Below are 16816 nucleotides of genomic sequence, written 5' to 3' on the forward strand. Positions count from 1 at the left end.
TAGGTTTATTCCGAAATTGACAGGAAAACGCAAGCCCGGAAGGGGCTGTCGATTGGTCGCGAGGGGTGTAGGTGGGGTGTGTGGTGCGACCAACCGACAGCTGAGTTTGCTGCTTGCAGGGTGAGATTGCCGCAGCCTCCCCTTCAAAACAACCATAAAGTGCATCTTTGATCTGCATTTTCGTTAAAATTGCATCGCCATTCTTCACTTTAGCGAAAGATAGGTTAACAACTGCTTTCCCAGCTCTTCCCCGTGAACAAAAACGGAATAGATTGTGCTTCGGAGGGAATCACCGTGCCCCATAACAACATCAATGCCCTGTCTGAGCGCCCCGAGGTGCTGACCCGCCCCAAGCTGGAAGGCGGGCGGCGGTTTGTGCTGAAAACCCAGTTTGAAGCCGCAGGCGATCAGCCCACGGCGATTGCAGAACTGTCGCGCGGCGTTCTGGCGGGCGAGCATGATCAGGTTTTGCTGGGGGCCACCGGCACCGGCAAGACTTTCACCATGGCGAAGGTGATTGAACAAACCCAGCGCCCGGCGATCATTCTGGCCCCCAACAAAACCTTGGCCGCGCAGTTATACGGTGAGTTCAAGACCTTCTTCCCCGACAATGCGGTGGAATACTTCGTTTCCTACTACGATTACTACCAACCCGAGGCCTACGTTGCCCGCACCGATACCTTCATCGAGAAGGAATCGCAGATCAACGAGCAGATCGACCGGATGCGCCACTCGGCCACCCGTGCCCTGCTGGAGCGTGATGATGTCATCATCGTGGCCTCGGTGTCGTGTATCTACGGTATCGGCTCGGTGGAAACCTACTCGGCGATGACGCAAGATCTGCTGGTTGGGCAAAGTTATGACCAACGGCAGGTGCTGGGCGAGTTGGTGGCGCAGGCCTACAAACGCAACGATCAGGCGTTCCAGCGCGGCACCTTCCGGGTGCGCGGCGATAGTGTCGAGGTTTGGCCGGCCCACCTTGAAGACCGGGCATGGCGGTTTTCGTTCTTTGGTGAGGAACTCGAGGCGATTGTCGAGTTTGATCCGCTGACCGGGGCAAAGACCGACAGTTTCAAGCAAATCCGCATCTACGCCAATTCGCACTACGTCACGCCGCGCCCGACGATGAATCAGGCGGTGATCGGCATCAAGAAAGAGCTGCGGCAGACGCTGGATTTGATGGTGTCGCAAGGCAAGTTGCTGGAAGCGCAGCGGCTGGAACAGCGGACGTCCTTCGATCTGGAAATGCTGGAGGCCACCGGGGTTTGCAGCGGCATTGAAAACTACTCGCGCTATCTGACGGGGCGCGCGCCGGGGGAACCACCACCGACGCTGTTCGAGTTCATCCCCGACAATGCTATTGTTTTTGCAGACGAATCTCATGTTTCGGTGCCGCAGATCGGCGGCATGTATAAGGGTGACTTCCGACGCAAGATGACACTGGCAGAACATGGCTTCCGCCTGCCGTCCTGCATGGACAACCGCCCGCTGAAGTTCGAAGAATGGGACGCGATGCGCACGCAAACAGTGTTTGTGTCGGCCACTCCAGCGGCGTGGGAGATGGAGCAAACCGGCGGCGTGTTTGTTGAACAGGTGATCCGGCCGACCGGGCTGGTCGATCCGCAGATCGAAATTCGCCCGGTGGATATGCAGGTGGATGACCTGCTGGACGAAATCCGCCGTGTGGCCGCCCTTGGCCTGCGCGTGCTGGTGACGACCTTGACCAAGCGTATGGCCGAGGATCTGACCGAGTATTTCCATGAACAGGGCATCCGCATCCGCTATATGCACTCGGACATCGACACCATTGAACGCATTGAAATCCTTCGGGATTTGCGGCTTGGTGCGTTTGATGTGCTGGTTGGCATCAACCTTCTGCGCGAAGGATTGGACATCCCGGAATGTGGGCTGGTGGCGATCTTGGACGCAGACAAAGAAGGTTTTCTGCGCTCGGAAACCTCGTTGATCCAGACGATTGGCCGCGCGGCACGGAATTCGGATGGTCGGGTGATCATGTATGCCGACCGGATCACCGGCAGCATGGAGCGCGCGATTGGCGAGACCACACGGCGGCGCGACAAACAGATTGCTTACAACACCTTGCACGGCATCACGCCCACCACGATCAAGAAAAATGTCGAGGATGTGCTGCTGGGCATCTACCAGGGCGACACCGATCAAGCACGGGTGACGGCGAAGATCGACCGCCCGATGCTTGGCCATAACCTCGCCAGCCATCTGGACGGCTTGCGTCTGGCGATGCGCAAAGCCGCAGAGAACCTGGAGTTCGAAGAGGCCGCGCGCCTGCGAGATGAAGTAAAACGGCTGGAGGCGGTGGAACTGACCATTGCCGACGATCCGCTGGCGCGGCAGTCGGTGGTGGAAGAAGCCGTTGAAGAGGCTGTGAAACTGTCGGGACGCTCAACCGGGGGCCGGGCCGGAATGCGCGGTGGCAAGGCACGGCGGCGGAAGTAGGCAGGCTAAAACGCCGCGATCACCTCATACATCACCGGCTCGAACCCCTTGCACAGCGTATTGATCGCGCGGTTCCGCTCGCGCATTTCCGGGCTGCGCAGCATCGCCTGATAATCCTCGCGCCGCTGCCATTTGGAGTAGTTGCACACCCGCGTCATCGCGTCATTCATATGCAGCCCGGCGCCGATGAACCCCTGTTGATGCCGGATAAATTCGTCGTAAGCAGATTGCAGCGCCTCGATCAGATCATGGGCGGTGGCGGGGGTCATCTCAAAGGTGGTGATGATGGTCTGGCCTTGGAAGCTGGCGGAGATTTCGGTCATGGCGGGCTCCTTTTCCGCAAGGCTAGGGGGTGGCGGTGAGTCGGGCAAGGGACTTGGCAGCGACAGGTTTTCGCGGCATTGTAGGGGTTGGTAGAAAAAGGCGTGTGATATGAAGATCTTAGACCCGAATGATCCTTTCTTTGCAAAGGCTTGGGTGCGGTGGGCGACATCGGTGTTGCCGATGCTCTGGGGGCTGGTGGAATTCTATTACAACAGCCCCGGCTGGGGGATTTTGTTTTTGGTCGCAGGGGGTTACGCGTTCTATATGTTGATCATCAAGCGCGTGGACAACGGATAGAGCCGCGCATTTCACCGGAATCCCCCGTAAGCGAGGTCTCGCGCAACGTGCAGCCTGTCACCTCGGGGATCAGGGCGATCATCTGCGCGCGGATGTCTTCGCGCTCGGCCTTTTTGGCATAGCCTTGCCGGATCACCTCGACCCGCTTTTCGGTATAGAAAACAGTGTATTGGCGGCCATCTCGGGTGACGTCAACGCGCTTGGCATTGAAGAATTCCGGGGCGGGTTGCGCGCCACAGGCGCATAGGATCAGCAGGGGAATGAGGGCTTTCATGGCCTCAGTTTGGCCAGGATTGGTTAAGACCAGGTTAACGGCAGCGTTTCGCCTCGTTTGATTTTGTCAGGGAACGAAGCCGCAGCTGATGCGTTAACAGGCATCAGCCAATTTCATAGGAGGCTTCCATGACCATCAAATCTTACATCCTCGTCGGTATCGCGGCGTTCGGACTATCGGGCTGCTTGGCCAGCGACGCCGAGCGCGGCTTGGCAGGTGCGGCGGGCGGCGCGGTGATCGCGGGGGCCACAGGCGGCAATGCGGTGACGGGTGCCGTAATCGGCGGCGCAGGTGGTTATTTCTGCCGCGACCTGAACGTACCGGGTTGCCGGAACCGGTGATTCACCACACTCTCGTGGGCGTGTTGAGTCCAACTCAAACGGAATGATGAACATCTAGGCTAAGTTTCAACCCGCTTTTATGCTTTCGTGGGTTGGAACCAAATTCGATCAATAAGATAGGAATAGCGCCACCGTGGCGATTTAAATCTACCCGTTACTCGTTATAACTCCTTTTCAAATACTTCATTGCTGCGCAGATTTATGGTGATCTCGCAATCGCATACTCTCCATGGCGCGCTGCATGCTTTCACTGACATGGATATTTCTTCCTGCTGCCCGCGCCGCGGTTATTAACTCATGCATAAGTCGAGCTTCATGAATTGGGGAATGGTAGTCAGCGGCTTCAACTCTGGTGAGGGCAATTTCGTCGGAGACAACCGTATCGTCATATCCATTCACATAGCGTGTGGCGAAAAACGTAAAGCCAACAAGCGCAAGCCGCGACACTGGCGCGCGCAAAAAATATTCAGCGCAGATAAGACCGGTACTGGCGACTCGACCCGCAAGCTGATTTGACAGGGCGGTGTAATTTTCCACGGGAACGATCCGCACCTGAGCGACAGCGCTAAACTTTTCTTCCAACCGAAGCGTGGCAAGGAAGGCCCGCCGCTTCGACGTTCTGTGCACAATCGTCTTTACATGGGCGGCGCGCAGATCATCGGCAGTCACAGATTTTGTGGTGCCGCGAAAACTGTGGAACAAAACATCGCAGCGCAGCGGGTTGCTTGCATCAATGTTAAACTCGGTGTGAATGGCGTTGTTCATCTTAACGATGATGTCAAAGCCGCCAGATTCCAAGGCTTGAAGATCATCATAGACCGAGGTGGCCGGGCCGACCACCAGCACACTTTTGCCTCGAAACTGATTGGGATCGAGCGCGTATTCATGCGCTAGTCGCCGATACAAGACGTTATAGGCCAATGACTGCAAGGGCCGTGGGCAGTACTTGGACACAGAGTATCGAAGCCGATTTATCATGAACCTCTCATCGCAGTTGCGCTCAAAGAATGTAGCGCGCCCTTGAGGCGAGTAAAGTGGTTCGCGACCACAACCTGCGGAGGTTTGTGAGGGGGGGGGCGTGGAGGTCAGGGCTTGCCCTGATTTTGTGCGGTGAGCGGTCGAACGACAACGAGCGTGGCTTGGCGGGTGCGAAGGGCGGCAATGCGCGGAGTGTTCTTGCCGTGATCTCAACGTATCGGGATGTCGAGATAAGTGATAGAAGTCAGTCACTCATAGCCGACCAGCGCGAGGTGAGCTCAAATATCTTGCTCATGCGCGCGCAATCAATCATACTTTGAACATACTTTTGTGTGTCTGATTGGGCATTGAAATGAGTTTGGATGACGATTTTGGACCAGTCAGAAAAGCAACTGAACGATATGAATGGGAACGTGAGTGCAGCCCTTCGTCACGCTGCGTGTTGAATGATAAGGTAGGGCAAGCCATGGGGGATCTCCTTGATGCGGCAGCGTCATTGCCGATCACCGGGCTGGCACGGTCGGCTAATTTCATCTGGGGCATGGATGCTGGAGGAGAGATTTGGATATCTGCTGAAGAGGTTGCACAAATCAATAGTTTGCCTGTCCCAAAAGGATTTTGTGCGCGAAGGGGCCTGCCCGCGGATGTCTCACTAGATAAGAAGCTCGGTCATCCATGTCTGATGATGGATGATAGCGCTCGTATAGCCGGAGAGATTTACATCGATACCTCGACCGGTGAAAAAGAAACACTTGCATGGACTATCAATGCTCGTTCTGGACGCTTTCATAGAGAAATTGCAAGACGACCGAGTGTAGCGCAGATTTCGAACGCGGCGAAAAAATTCGCCATAGCTATGGGTAGATCTGTTTACTTAGACTTGATTGACGACATTAGCCAAGCAAACTCTGATGTGAGGTTGCCACAATGACATCTTCAACTGAAATGCAATCTGAGGCTAGAGGGATTGCATCACGCTTCGACACTTTCCGAAAATCAGATCTGGTTGCTATATATGAAATCGCCCGTAGAGATCCGATCAAGTTAAATCTAGCACTCCGTATTTTCCTTAGAAGCGCTGCCCGGCGATCTGTCGTAGAAGAGTATCGCATTGAGGCGTTAGGCGAATGGTTGGCGTTGAGCCTTCCGTCTGATGTTGGTCGTTTCCGAACGGTCGCAAAAATTGCAAAATCCAGAAAGTTGCGTAACAATAGCAATTCAGAATTTTTGGAGTGGATTCATCCCGGTGTTTTTGATTATTTCTTGCAAGGTTTAGAACGCGGATTGCAAGTAAACGCTACAAAAGCGCCCCAGAATGACGGCCAAAAACAGATCCGATATTTATCTGTTGGCCCTGAAAAATAGTCAACATCTAGTTGATTACTAGATTTGAACCACACTGCGTTAAAATCTAGTATCAGTTGAAATACGGCAATCTTCCAACACTGTGTGGGCACGCGAATGGATTTTCCATTCTCTTTCGCCCACCCGCTCTAAAGCTGGACAGCTTAGCTGTCCATTTTTAGAGCGCTAATAAACGCCTCCTGCGGAATCTCCACCTTGCCAAACTGCCGCATCCGCTTCTTGCCAGCCTTCTGCTTCTCTAGCAGCTTCTTCTTCCGGGTGGCGTCGCCGCCGTAGCATTTTGCGGTCACGTCTTTGCGCATGGCCGACAGCGTCTCACGCGCAATCACGCGGGCGCCAATCGCGGCTTGGATCGGGATTTTGAACATGTGGCGGGGGATCAGGTCTTTCAGTTTTTCAACCATGGCGCGGCCGCGTATCTCAGCACGATCACGGTGGACCATCATCGACAGCGCGTCGACGGGTTCCTCGTTGACAAGAATCGACATTTTGACAAGGAAATCTTCACGATATTCCGAGATGCTATAGTCAAAGGAGGCATAGCCCTGGGTGACCGATTTCAGGCGATCGTAGAAATCGAACACCACTTCGGCCAGCGGCAGATCGTAGACCACCATGGCGCGCGACCCGGCATAAGACAGGTCCATCTGGATGCCGCGACGGTCTTGGCAGAGTTTCAGCACGTCGCCGAGGTAGTCGTCGGGAACCATGATCGTGGCTTTGATCCGGGGTTCCTCGATATGGTCGATATAGGTCAGGTCGGGCATGTCGGCGGGGTTGTGCAGGTCTTGCACGGTGCCGTCTTTCATGTGGAGTTTGAAGACCACCGAAGGAGCGGTGGTGATCAGGTCGATGTCATATTCGCGTTCAAGGCGGTCGCGGATGACTTCGAGGTGGAGAAGGCCAAGGAAGCCGCAGCGGAAGCCGAAGCCCAATGCTGCCGAGGTTTCCATCTCGGTGCTGAACGAAGCGTCGTTGAGCGAGAGTTTCTCGATCGCGTCGCGCAGGGCTTCGAATTCGGCGGCATCGACCGGGAAAAGGCCGCAGAACACCACGGGTTGCGCGGGTTTGAAGCCGGGGAGTGCCTCGGCGCAGCCTTTGCGTTCGTGGGTGATAGTGTCGCCGACGCGGGTGTCGCGGACTTGTTTGATGCTTGCGGTGAAGATGCCGATTTCGCCCGGCCCAAGCTCGGCAATGTCGACCATCTGCGGCTTGAGGACCGAGAGTTTGTCGATGCCATAGACGGCGTTGGTTTGCATCATGCGGACGCGGTCGCCCTTTTTCATCGTGCCGTCCATGATGCGCACCATAACAACGACGCCGAGATAGGCGTCATACCAGCTGTCGACCAGCATGGCTTTCAGGGGCGCGTCGCGGTCGCCCTTCGGGGGCGGCAGGCGGGTGACGATGGCTTCCAGCACATCCGGGATGCCGAGGCCGGATTTGGCGGAGATCAGCACGGCATCGGACGCATCAAGGCCGATCACGTCTTCGATCTGCTGGCGGATGCGGTCGGGCTCGGCTGCCGGCAGGTCGATCTTGTTCAGGACCGGGACGATCTCGTGGCCCGCGTCGAGGGCTTGGTAGACGTTAGCCAGCGTCTGGGCTTCCACACCTTGGGAGGCATCGACGACCAGAAGCGAGCCTTCAACGGCGCGCATCGAGCGGCTGACTTCATAGGCGAAATCGACGTGGCCGGGGGTGTCGATCAGGTTCAGGATGTAGGTCTTGCCATCCTTCGCCGGATATTCGATCCGCACCGTGTTGGCCTTGATGGTGATGCCGCGCTCGCGCTCGATATCCATGCTGTCCAGCATCTGCGCCTTCATATCGCGCGCAGCCACCGTGCCGGTCATCTGGATGAGCCGGTCGGCGAGGGTGGATTTACCGTGGTCGATATGGGCCACGATGGAGAAGTTGCGGATGAGATCAAGCTGGGTCATGCGCGCGATATAGCTTGGTTTGGGGGGGCCGGGAAGGGGGTTGTGGCGCGGGGTCTGTGTCCACACGTGGACAGGGGGGTCAGCTATGCAATTTCAATGGGTTAGCCGGGGTCCGTTAAGGATTTGTTCACAGGTGCGCACGGCTGTCTGGCCTTGGGCTTGTGCAATTGGCGTTGGGGCCAGCTTGGTAGTCTTTTGGGCCGTAACGCTTTAATGCCGCAAAGCAACAGCGGTACACCTGAGGTCAGCCCGCCTCACCCAGCGGGGAGGTCGATTCTTGCGGCACGGAAGCAGGGTTGAACGGTGCCTTGAGATGACGGACCACGGGCTTTTGCTTGGGCCGCATTGCGGGCCTTTCGTCAAAAGTCGCGCCAAAGCGCGTTGCGGCTGCGGTTTGGCAGGGGGGAATTTCCGCTGAGAATGCTCATCTTTGTAGTGTTGCCATATTGGAAACAATAACCCGAATTGTTTCCCCTATATTTTCAACACCTTAGCGCCGCATCCAAGATATTCCGCTGTTTTGCCGTAACTTTGGCTCAATTTGACAGCGCCGCAGACCGCCCGATATGCCGCCCCCTACCCCGCTGCCACGGGGCGCGCTGATCAGGGGCTGCCACCCCCGGCGTTTTGTATGGGGGATAACATGCCAACGAGTACGGTTAATTGGTTGTGGATTGGAAATCAGCCTTTGGTGGATGCGTCGCCATCCAGCAACGTGACGCAGGCGCAACTGAATGCGGCGGGGATGACTGGCTACACGGCTTTCGGGCCAGGTCAGCTTGCGCCGGTTGCGGTGACGGGTTCAACCACGGCCAGTGGTGGCGCGCAGGTTTTCACCGCACCGTTCAACCCGAGCGGTGGCTTTGTCAGCCAATTCTCGTTTGACAGCCCCAGCACGGCGGGGGTGGTGACGAACCAGACGGTTTCTTCATTCTTTCGCGGCAATGTCTCGGTTGAATTGCCCGATGGCAGCCTTCAGCAACAGGTAGCCACCATCGTGCAGATGGCGAATGGCGATCTGTTCTTGCGGCCGAATGCCAGCTTTGTGGCGGACTGGGATGGCATTGTTGGCGTGCGCTCGATCACCATCGACTCGGCGCTGCCGTTTGCGCAGAACACTGTGCTGAATTCGACGATCTCTTTCTCGCCCAATATTTTTGACATTGAGGTGCCATGCTTCAGCCTTGGCACGCTGATCGACACGCCCGAGGGGTTGCGTGCGGTCGAAAGCCTTGCGGTGGGGGATCTGGTGCGAACGGCGGATCACGGCGCGCAGGTGCTGCGCTGGATCAATCAACGCCGGGTCAGCGGAGCCGGCTTGCAGAATGCGCCGCAGTTGCGCCCGATCCGTATTCAGGCCGGTGCGTTGGGCGAGGGTTGCCCGCAGGCTGATCTGCTGGTCTCGCCGCAACACCGGATGCTGGTGCGATCGAGAATCGCACAGCGGATGTTTGACACCGATGAAGTGCTGGTGGCGGCGAAGCATCTGGTCGGATTGCCGGGCATCGCGGTGGCCGAGGATCTGGCCGAGGTGACTTATGTGCATTTCCTGTGCGATCAGCATGAGGTGGTGTTCGCCAATGGCGCGCCGACAGAAAGCCTTTATGCCGGGCCGATGACCCTGCGGGCTTTGGGTGAGGCGGCGGTGGGGGAAATCATGCAGCTGTTCCCCGATCTGGCACAATTTGACAGCTTTCGTCTGTCACCGGCGCGGCCTTTGGTGCGCGGCAGCGATGGCCGCCACATGGCGGCGCGGCACCTGAAAAACAGCGCGCAGTTGCTGGCCGCCTGACGCCGGAGGGCCGCCCTGCCCCAAGGTCTGCCGCCTTGTGCGAGGTTCTTGAAAAAACCCGCGCTTGCCGTCATACTGATTCCAGATAATGATCCGCGATTGAGGGCAACCCGGTCGTGGGCGGGCAGAGGCAGAGCGATGAAAAAATCTATCCTGTGGGCGGTCAGTCTGGCCGTGGCGCTTCCGGTTCTAAGCAGCATTGCAAGTGCGGGGCCAATTGAGAATGCGTGCAACCGGTCAGAGCGCAAGGCAGCCAATCGGCAGCTGTGCGCCTGTATCCAGCAGGTTGCCGATATGACCCTACGCGGGTCGGATCAGCGCCGCGCGGTGGCGTTCTTCAAAGACCCCGAGAAGGCGCATAAAGTCTGGATGTCGAAAAACGACAACGATGATGCGTTTTGGGATCGTTACAAGGCGTTTGGCGCACAGGCGCAGGCCTATTGCGGCGGTTGAGACGGAGCGGTGGGTTTCACCCACCCTACACCTTTCCGAAGCGGTAATTTTTGACATGGGCAGGCAGCGCCAGATCCGGGCTTAGATTCGGGTCGGGAATGGCTGCGCCCATGCTAAACTCTATCGGCAACAGGCCCGCCCAGACCGGGGTGGCGAGGTCTTCAGGTGGGTCGGTGGGCATGCCGCTGCCGATTTTCGCGGAAGCCTCGGTCAACGGCAGCGAGAGAATCGCGGTGGCTTTGAGCTCCTGCGCGGTCATCGGGCGCAGCTGATCCCAGCGGCCGGGAAACATCTGCTCCATCATCACCCGCAGCGCCTCGGCCTTTTCGGCCGGATCGGTCAGGGCGCGGGCCTCACCAAACACCATCACCGAGCGGAAATTCACCGAATGCTCCAGCCCTGAACGCGCCAGCACCATCGCGTCGGTCAGGGTGACGGTGACGCAGACTTGCGCATCTTTCGCCGTGCGCTGCGTGCGGCTGGCCGACGAGCCGTGCCAGTAGATCTGATCGCCGATCCGCCATTGCAGGGTGGGGATCACGATGGGTGCACCGTCTTTGACATAGCCAACATGGGCCACCGGCATCGCATCAAGGATGGCGTTGATGGTGGCGCGGTCATAGGCGGCTTTTTCATGCATACGGCGGGCGCGGCTGCGGTCGGACGGCGGTGGGGTTTGAGTCATGTCTTTGTATTTGCTCTTTTTGAAATACTCCCGCGCGGCGCGCATCCGAGGCTGGCTTGGGGAGCCTCCGGCGGGGATATTTATCGCCAATGTGAAATGGGCAGGAGAGTTTCGGCTTAGCGGAAGGCGGGGCCGTGTGACCACAGCGTCAGCGACCAGCGGGTGCCTAGGGTCAACGGGGTGACGCGGTGCAGGGTGAAGCTGGGGAAGATCGTCGCGGTGCCGCGGCTGCGGGGGGCTTGCGCGATGTTGCTGTCCGGGCGCAGCTCCAGGGTGCCGCCTTCGTAGGTGGCGGGATCGGAGAGTTGCACGACGATGGTGAGTTTGCGTTTGGCGGCCCAGGTGCCTGCGCCGATGTCGGAATGCCAGTCGAAATGCCCGGCGCGTTCGGCGGTGTAGCGGGCGACTTGCGGGCTTTCGCCGAAATCGGAAAGCTCGAACTGGAAGGCTTCGCGGTTGGCGCGCGCGGTGTGGGAGATCATGAGGTCCATCACCCAAGCCGCCTCGGGGATATCATCAAGCCAGGCTATCTCGGCGCGGCGGATGTCATGGGCGGTGGTGCCGCGCACAAGACCTGCGTCTTTCAGGTGATGTGCTGCGATCAGCGCGATCAGGTCATCGCATTCGGTCGGGGAAAGCGCGTCGGGGACAAAGACGTAAGGGGTCATGGCGGCCTTTATGCGGGCGGGGCTGGTGCGCCCCGCCCAAGTGGTATCAGTTCGCCGGGGCGGGTTCCATGCTGCCGTGGCCCATTTTGCTGTGGTCCATGCCTTGCATGTCGCCCATCCCGGCGGCACCGGGTTTGCGGGCATTGTCGACGGGCACGTCAACTTCGACCACGCCAGCATGTTCGAAGGTCAGCCTCAGGTGGATGATGTCGCCGTCCTTGAGGTCTTGCTTGAGACCCATCAGCATGATGTGATCCCCGCCGCGTTTCAGCGCGTGGCCTTGCAGGGCGGTGATCGGGAAGCCCTCGGGCACTGCCAGCATCTGCATCACGCCATCGGCGCTTTGCTTGTGGGTGTGCAGTTCGACCTTGTCGGCCACATCGGAAGCGGCGCCGATCAGGCGGTCATCGACATCGGCATGGTTGGAGATTTCAAGAAAGATCGCGCCCGAAGTGCCGACGCCACCGTTGGTGCGGGCATAGGGGTTTTCGATATGGACGCCGTCATGGGCGAAGGCGGGTGCCGCGCACAGAACGGCGGCGGCGATAAGCGAGACGAGACGCATGGGTTTTCCTTTGCGATTGATCTGAAAGAGAGTGGGGATCAGGCGCGCTGGGGTGGATCTCGGGCGGATTGGCGGGGTGGCAGCGCGGTGGCGCTGGCGGGGTCGCGTGCGGGGGGCAGAGTTCGGCTGTGCGTCGGCGCAGGGGCGATCTGCGGCAGGCTGTGCAGCAGCGCCGGGTTCGCTGTGGTGCATTCGGGGCAAGGATGGGCGGCGTCGATGGGCTTGCCGCTGACATCAAAGGTCAGGGTGGTCAGGCCCGCGCCGGTGTCAGCGCAGATCACCATCTGATACGCGCCCTGCATTTCGCCATGCATCACCGCCGCGCGGACCGAGGTGGTCGCAAGCGTCAGCGTAAGCAGGAGAAGGAACAGGTGCCGCAACATGCTTTGGGGTTTAGCCCAAGCCGCACGGCGGGGGAAGGCGACAGTTTGTCAAAGCCCGCCCGTGCTTGCAAAGCCGCGTGGATCAAAGCCCGTCAAGCAAGCGAAAAGGCCCCGCTTGTTACCAAGCGAGGCCCCTGCAATAGCAGCGCAAGAAATCAGGCGGTGGCCTGAGCCTTGGCAATCTCTTTCTTGATCTTCAGCGCGTCGAGCGACAGATCCTCGTCCTTGGCTTTCGCCATGAACGCATCCAGACCGCCACGGTGATCAACGGTGCGCAGAGCCGCAGCCGAGATCTTCAGCGAGAAGGATTTGCCCAGCACGTCAGAAATCAGGGTGACCTGATTCAGGTTCGGCAGAAACCGACGGCGGGATTTGTTGTTGGCGTGGCTGACAGTGTTGCCAGACATCGGGCCTTTGCCAGAGAGTTCGCAGACGCGAGACATGGTCTTTTTCCTTGTCAGTTTACTGTGTCGGTGAGGACATCTTAAGATAGTAAGGCGACCACCCGAAGGGCAGCACCCGAATTTGATTTCGGGCATTTACGGGTAATCCGGGGGCGCGTCAAGCGTGCTGCCCAAGAAAAGCGGGGCAAAACGTGCAGGAAAGCTGCAGAGCCAAGCGAAATATCGGTCAAAATTCCGCTGGTGGCGCAAAGGCTTGCCCCCTGCCCTGCCCGATTCTTGCCGCTTTTGATGCCTGTTGGCCCGCAAGTTTTGCGCCCACGTCACCGAATTATCACAACCCCCTGAAGAAAATCAGAGAATCTGCCGAATTTCCGCCACAGTTCGGGCGCATTTGACATAATTGAGACGTAAATAGATCCGGGCGCAAGATCCGGGCAAATGAGCAGAGCAGCACAGTGCCAACATATACCGGAACCGCAGGGAATGATTCCCTTGTAGGGTCGAGTTCGTCCGATACCCTTTCGGGGTTGGGCGGCAATGATACCCTTTATGGCGGCAGCAGCGCCGACACCCTCTATGGCGGGGACGGCGCGGATTCGCTGTATGGCGGCAGCGGCGCTGACCGCGTTTATGGCGGGGATGGCAATGACAGGCTGATCGGCGGATCGGGCTCAGACCTGCTGGACGGTGGCACCGGAATTGATACGGCAGATTACGATGCCTCAAGCCAAGCGGTTTCGGTCAATCTGGCCACAGGTTTGGGCTCGGGCGGGGATGCGGCGGGCGACACGCTGGCGGGCATCGAGAATATCATCGGCTCGGATTACGCCGATACGCTGACTGGGGATGGCGGCGACAACGCGCTGTATGGCGCAGCGGGCACCGACCTTTTGTCGGGCGGCGCGGGGGCAGACAGCCTGTATGGTGGCGCGTCGAACGACACGCTGATTGGCGGCGCGGGTGCCGATCTGCTGGACGGGGGCACCGGCACGGATGACGTGGATTACTCGGCCTCGGGTGCGGCGATTGATGTCGATCTGGCGGCAGGCATCGGTTTAGGCGGCGATGCACAGGGCGATGTTCTGATCAGCATCGAGGATGTGGTCGGGTCGGCCTATGCCGATACGATTGCGGGTTCGACGGCGGCCAACACGCTGTATGGCGCGGCGGGATCTGATCTGCTGGATGGCGGCGCGGGCAATGACTCGCTGTATGGTGGCAATGACAATGACACGCTGATTGGTGGCGCTGGCGCGGATTCACTGTTTGGCGGCAGCGGCGTTGATACGGTGGATTACGCAACCGCGTCGGCGGGTGTTGCGGCCAGCTTGACCAGCAACACCGGCACGGCGGGCGATGCGTCAGGCGACACGTTCAATGGCATCGAGAACCTTGCGGGCTCGGGTTATAACGACACGCTGACCGGCGATGGCAATGCCAATGCGCTGTATGGGGCTGCGGGCAATGACAGCCTGAACGGTGCGGCTGGTGCGGATAGCCTGTATGGCGGCGATGGCAATGACACGCTGATCGGTGGCACCGGCGGCGATCTGCTGGAGGGCGGCGCGGGCATTGATACCGCCGTTTACAGCAGTTCGGCCTCGGGCGTGACGGTGAACCTGGGCAGCGGCGTGCACTTCGGCGGCGATGCGGCAGGCGATACGCTGGTGGACATCGAGAATGTCATCGGTTCGGGGTCTGCCGACAGCCTGACCGGGGATGCCGGTGCGAATCTGCTGGATGGCGGCGCGAGCAATGACACGCTGGCGGGTGGCGCGGGCGCGGATACGCTGACGGGCGGCAGCGGCACCGATACGGCGGATTATGCGAATTCGGCCATGGCGGTGGCGGTGTCGCTGGCGACAGGCAGCGGCACGGGGGGCGATGCGCAGGGCGATGTGCTGAGCGGCATCGAGAACCTGATCGGCTCGGACTTCGACGATACGCTGACCGGGGATGCCGGCGCGAATGCGCTGACCGGCGGCGATGGCAATGATCTGCTGTATGGCGGCGCGGGCATCGACAGCCTGTATGGCGGCAGCGGCAATGATGCGCTGGCAGGCGGCGCGAACAATGACCGGCTGGAGGGCGGCACGGGCATTGATACCGCCGATTACTCGGCCTCAACGGCGGCGGTGAATGTCAATTTGAACGGCGGTGCGAATACCGGTGGCGATGCCGCAGGCGATACGCTGGTGTCGATCGAAAATCTGCTTGGCTCGGCCTATGCCGATGTTTTGACGGGCGATTCCGGCGACAATTATCTGGGCGGCGGCGCGGGAAACGACAGCCTGTATGCGGGCGACGGCGATGACACTCTGGCGGGCGGTGCGGGCGCAGATGTGCTGAACGGCGGCGCCGGGATGGACTTTGTCGACTATTCCGACAGCAATGCTGCGGTCTCGATCAACCTGACCACATGGACCGCGCTGTATGGCCATGCGCAGGGCGACCAGCTGACTGGCGTGGATGGGGTGATCGGCTCGGCGTTCAATGACACGCTTATCGGCTTTGACGAGCAGGGGCTGAGCGGTGACGTGTTCACCAACATCTTCTATGGCGGAACCGGCGACGACTCGATCGAGGGCCGGGCTGGCAACGACATCCTGTCTGGCGGCGCAGACAACGACTCGATCTACGGCGGCACCGGCGACGATGAAAGCTATGGCGGCAGCGGCAATGACCAAATCTATGCCGGAGACGGCAATGACAGCTCTTACGGCGATGCTGGCAACGATCTGATTTATGGCGGGGCTGGCAACGATAGCGCTGACGGCGGCGACGGTGATGACAGCGTTTACGGCGATGCCGGAAATGACGTGGTGTTCGGTGGCGCGGGGAATGACAGCGTCTATGGTGGCGACGGCACAGACAGCGTCGATGGCGGCAGCGGCGACGATCAGGTGTTCGGCGGTGCCGGGAATGATGTTGTTTCGGGCGGAGATGGCAATGACACGCTCGATGGCGGCACCGGCAATGACACGCTGTCGGGCGGCGACGGCAATGATCTGATTTACGGCGGTGAGGGCGGCGATCAGCTCTATGGCGGGGCGGGTGCGGATACGCTGGTCGGTGGCTTTGGTGCCGATACGATCTTTGCAGGCGCAGGCGATGTGGTTGATGGCGGCACCAGCGGCAGCGACTGGGACGTGCTGGATCTGACCGGGCAAGCGCCGTTCAAGATCATCCGAGACCCGGCCAACCATCTGAATGGCGTGGTGAATTTCCTCGATGGCTCGGGGAATATCATTGGCACACTCAGCTTTACCAATATCGAAAGCATCGTGTCCTGCTTCACGCCGGGCACCAAGATCGCCACGCCTGCCGGAGAGATCGCCGTCGAGGCCTTGCAGGTCGGCGACATGGTGGCGACGCGCGATAACGGCTTTCAGCAAATCCGCTGGATCGGCGCGCGCGCGATCAGCCGCGCAGAATTGTGCGCCGATGACAGCCTGCGCCCGATTCTGATCCGGGCGGGGGCCTTGGGCAATGGCTTGCCAGAGGTCGATATGATGGTGTCGCGCCAGCACCGTATGCTGATCAGAGGGCCGCGCGCGGAATTGCTGTTTGGCAGCGACGAAGTGCTGGTGCGCGCGCAGCATCTGCTCTGCCTGCCCGGTGTCTCGGTCGCGGAGGTTGAGACGGTGACCTATATGCACATCCTGTTTGACCGCCACGAAGTGATCTTGTCCGATGGGGCCTGGAGCGAAAGCTTCCAACCCGGCGACCGCACCCTGGGCGGCATGGATGCCGAGCAGCGCGATGAGATCTACAAGATCTTCCCCGAACTGGCTGCAAACGGCAGGCTCGCACAGTTTGCAGCCGCGCGGACTACGCTGAAATCCTTCGAGGCAAGGGTATTGCTGGCG

At 59.3% G+C, this 16816-nt stretch carries 17 protein-coding genes; 8 read left to right on the forward strand and 9 right to left on the reverse strand.

From position 1 onward, the window contains the following. Positions 1–294: 294 nt before the first annotated feature. Entirely contained in the window at positions 295–2475 is a 2181-nt protein-coding gene (gene uvrB, locus U1A24_RS05825; RefSeq protein ID WP_322321029.1) for an excinuclease ABC subunit UvrB, read from the forward strand. Between the two features lie 5 nt (positions 2476–2480). Here the strand turns inward: uvrB and U1A24_RS05830 are convergent, their stop codons facing one another. Next, a complete protein-coding gene (locus tag U1A24_RS05830) occupies positions 2481–2798 on the reverse strand; it encodes an antibiotic biosynthesis monooxygenase family protein (RefSeq protein ID WP_322321030.1) in 318 nt (105 codons plus the stop codon). 109 nt (positions 2799–2907) lie between these two features. Between U1A24_RS05830 and U1A24_RS05835 the strand changes: the two genes are divergently transcribed. Next, positions 2908–3096, forward strand: a complete 189-nt coding sequence (locus U1A24_RS05835) for a hypothetical protein (protein WP_322321031.1) — start codon at positions 2908–2910, stop codon at positions 3094–3096. On the opposite strand, the gene U1A24_RS05840 is transcribed toward U1A24_RS05835, so the two are convergent. Next, complete coding sequence (locus tag U1A24_RS05840; RefSeq protein ID WP_322321032.1) at positions 3074–3370, reverse strand: hypothetical protein; 297 nt, start codon at positions 3368–3370, stop codon at positions 3074–3076. The two genes, U1A24_RS05835 and U1A24_RS05840, sit on opposite strands and share 23 nt — an antisense overlap. 128 nt (positions 3371–3498) lie before the next feature. On the opposite strand from U1A24_RS05840, the gene U1A24_RS05845 reads away from it, so the two are divergent. Then, positions 3499–3711 (forward strand): hypothetical protein, encoded by a 213-nt coding sequence (locus tag U1A24_RS05845; RefSeq protein WP_322321033.1) that lies wholly within the window; start codon positions 3499–3501, stop codon positions 3709–3711. A 183-nt stretch (positions 3712–3894) separates the two neighbouring features. Here the strand turns inward: U1A24_RS05845 and U1A24_RS05850 are convergent, their stop codons facing one another. Beyond that, complete coding sequence (locus tag U1A24_RS05850; protein ID WP_322321034.1) at positions 3895–4641, reverse strand: hypothetical protein; 747 nt, start codon at positions 4639–4641, stop codon at positions 3895–3897. Positions 4642–5041: 400 nt separating this feature from the next. Here U1A24_RS05850 and U1A24_RS05855 point away from each other — a divergent pair, with 400 nt between their 5' ends. Next, the gene (locus U1A24_RS05855) at positions 5042–5620 is read left to right on the forward strand and encodes a hypothetical protein (RefSeq protein ID WP_322321035.1); all 579 of its coding nucleotides are present in this window, start codon (positions 5042–5044) and stop codon (positions 5618–5620) included. Then, entirely contained in the window at positions 5617–6054 is a 438-nt protein-coding gene (locus U1A24_RS05860) for a hypothetical protein (protein WP_322321036.1), read from the forward strand. Before U1A24_RS05855 ends, U1A24_RS05860 begins: the two co-directional genes overlap by 4 nt. Before the next feature lie 143 nt (positions 6055–6197). Here U1A24_RS05860 and lepA read toward each other — a convergent pair whose 3' ends face one another. Next, positions 6198–7997, reverse strand: coding sequence for a translation elongation factor 4 (gene lepA / locus U1A24_RS05865; RefSeq protein WP_322321037.1), 1800 nt, complete (start codon positions 7995–7997; stop codon positions 6198–6200). Positions 7998–8640: 643 nt separating this feature from the next. On the opposite strand from lepA, the gene U1A24_RS05870 reads away from it, so the two are divergent. Both U1A24_RS05870 and U1A24_RS05875 read left to right on the forward strand, forming a co-directional pair. Beyond that, positions 8641–9789 (forward strand): Hint domain-containing protein, encoded by a 1149-nt coding sequence (locus U1A24_RS05870; protein ID WP_322321038.1) that lies wholly within the window; start codon positions 8641–8643, stop codon positions 9787–9789. Positions 9790–9927: 138 nt separating this feature from the next. Next, entirely contained in the window at positions 9928–10242 is a 315-nt protein-coding gene (locus tag U1A24_RS05875; RefSeq protein WP_322321039.1) for a hypothetical protein, read from the forward strand. Positions 10243–10267: 25 nt separating this feature from the next. Here U1A24_RS05875 and U1A24_RS05880 read toward each other — a convergent pair whose 3' ends face one another. The 5 genes from U1A24_RS05880 to rpmB form a co-directional block, all read right to left on the reverse strand. Continuing rightward, a complete protein-coding gene (locus tag U1A24_RS05880) occupies positions 10268–10927 on the reverse strand; it encodes a pyridoxamine 5'-phosphate oxidase family protein (protein WP_322321040.1) in 660 nt (219 codons plus the stop codon). Between the two features lie 116 nt (positions 10928–11043). Further along, positions 11044–11595: a 2OG-Fe(II) oxygenase gene (locus U1A24_RS05885; protein WP_322321041.1), complete on the reverse strand. Its 552-nt coding sequence runs from the start codon at positions 11593–11595 to the stop codon at positions 11044–11046. Between the two features lie 46 nt (positions 11596–11641). Further along, positions 11642–12160 (reverse strand): copper chaperone PCu(A)C, encoded by a 519-nt coding sequence (locus tag U1A24_RS05890; protein WP_322321042.1) that lies wholly within the window; start codon positions 12158–12160, stop codon positions 11642–11644. A gap of 38 nt (positions 12161–12198) precedes the next feature. Beyond that, positions 12199–12543, reverse strand: a complete 345-nt coding sequence (locus tag U1A24_RS05895; RefSeq protein ID WP_322321043.1) for a hypothetical protein — start codon at positions 12541–12543, stop codon at positions 12199–12201. A gap of 155 nt (positions 12544–12698) precedes the next feature. Beyond that, positions 12699–12986 (reverse strand): 50S ribosomal protein L28, encoded by a 288-nt coding sequence (gene rpmB / locus U1A24_RS05900; protein WP_322321044.1) that lies wholly within the window; start codon positions 12984–12986, stop codon positions 12699–12701. Positions 12987–13402: 416 nt separating this feature from the next. On the opposite strand from rpmB, the gene U1A24_RS05905 reads away from it, so the two are divergent. Then, positions 13403–16816 (forward strand): Hint domain-containing protein (locus tag U1A24_RS05905; RefSeq protein WP_322321045.1); only part of this gene is annotated, 3414 nt, incomplete at its 3' end.

Source organism: Cypionkella sp. (assembly GCF_034376685.1).
In the GTDB taxonomy this organism is placed as follows: domain Bacteria; phylum Pseudomonadota; class Alphaproteobacteria; order Rhodobacterales; family Rhodobacteraceae; genus Cypionkella.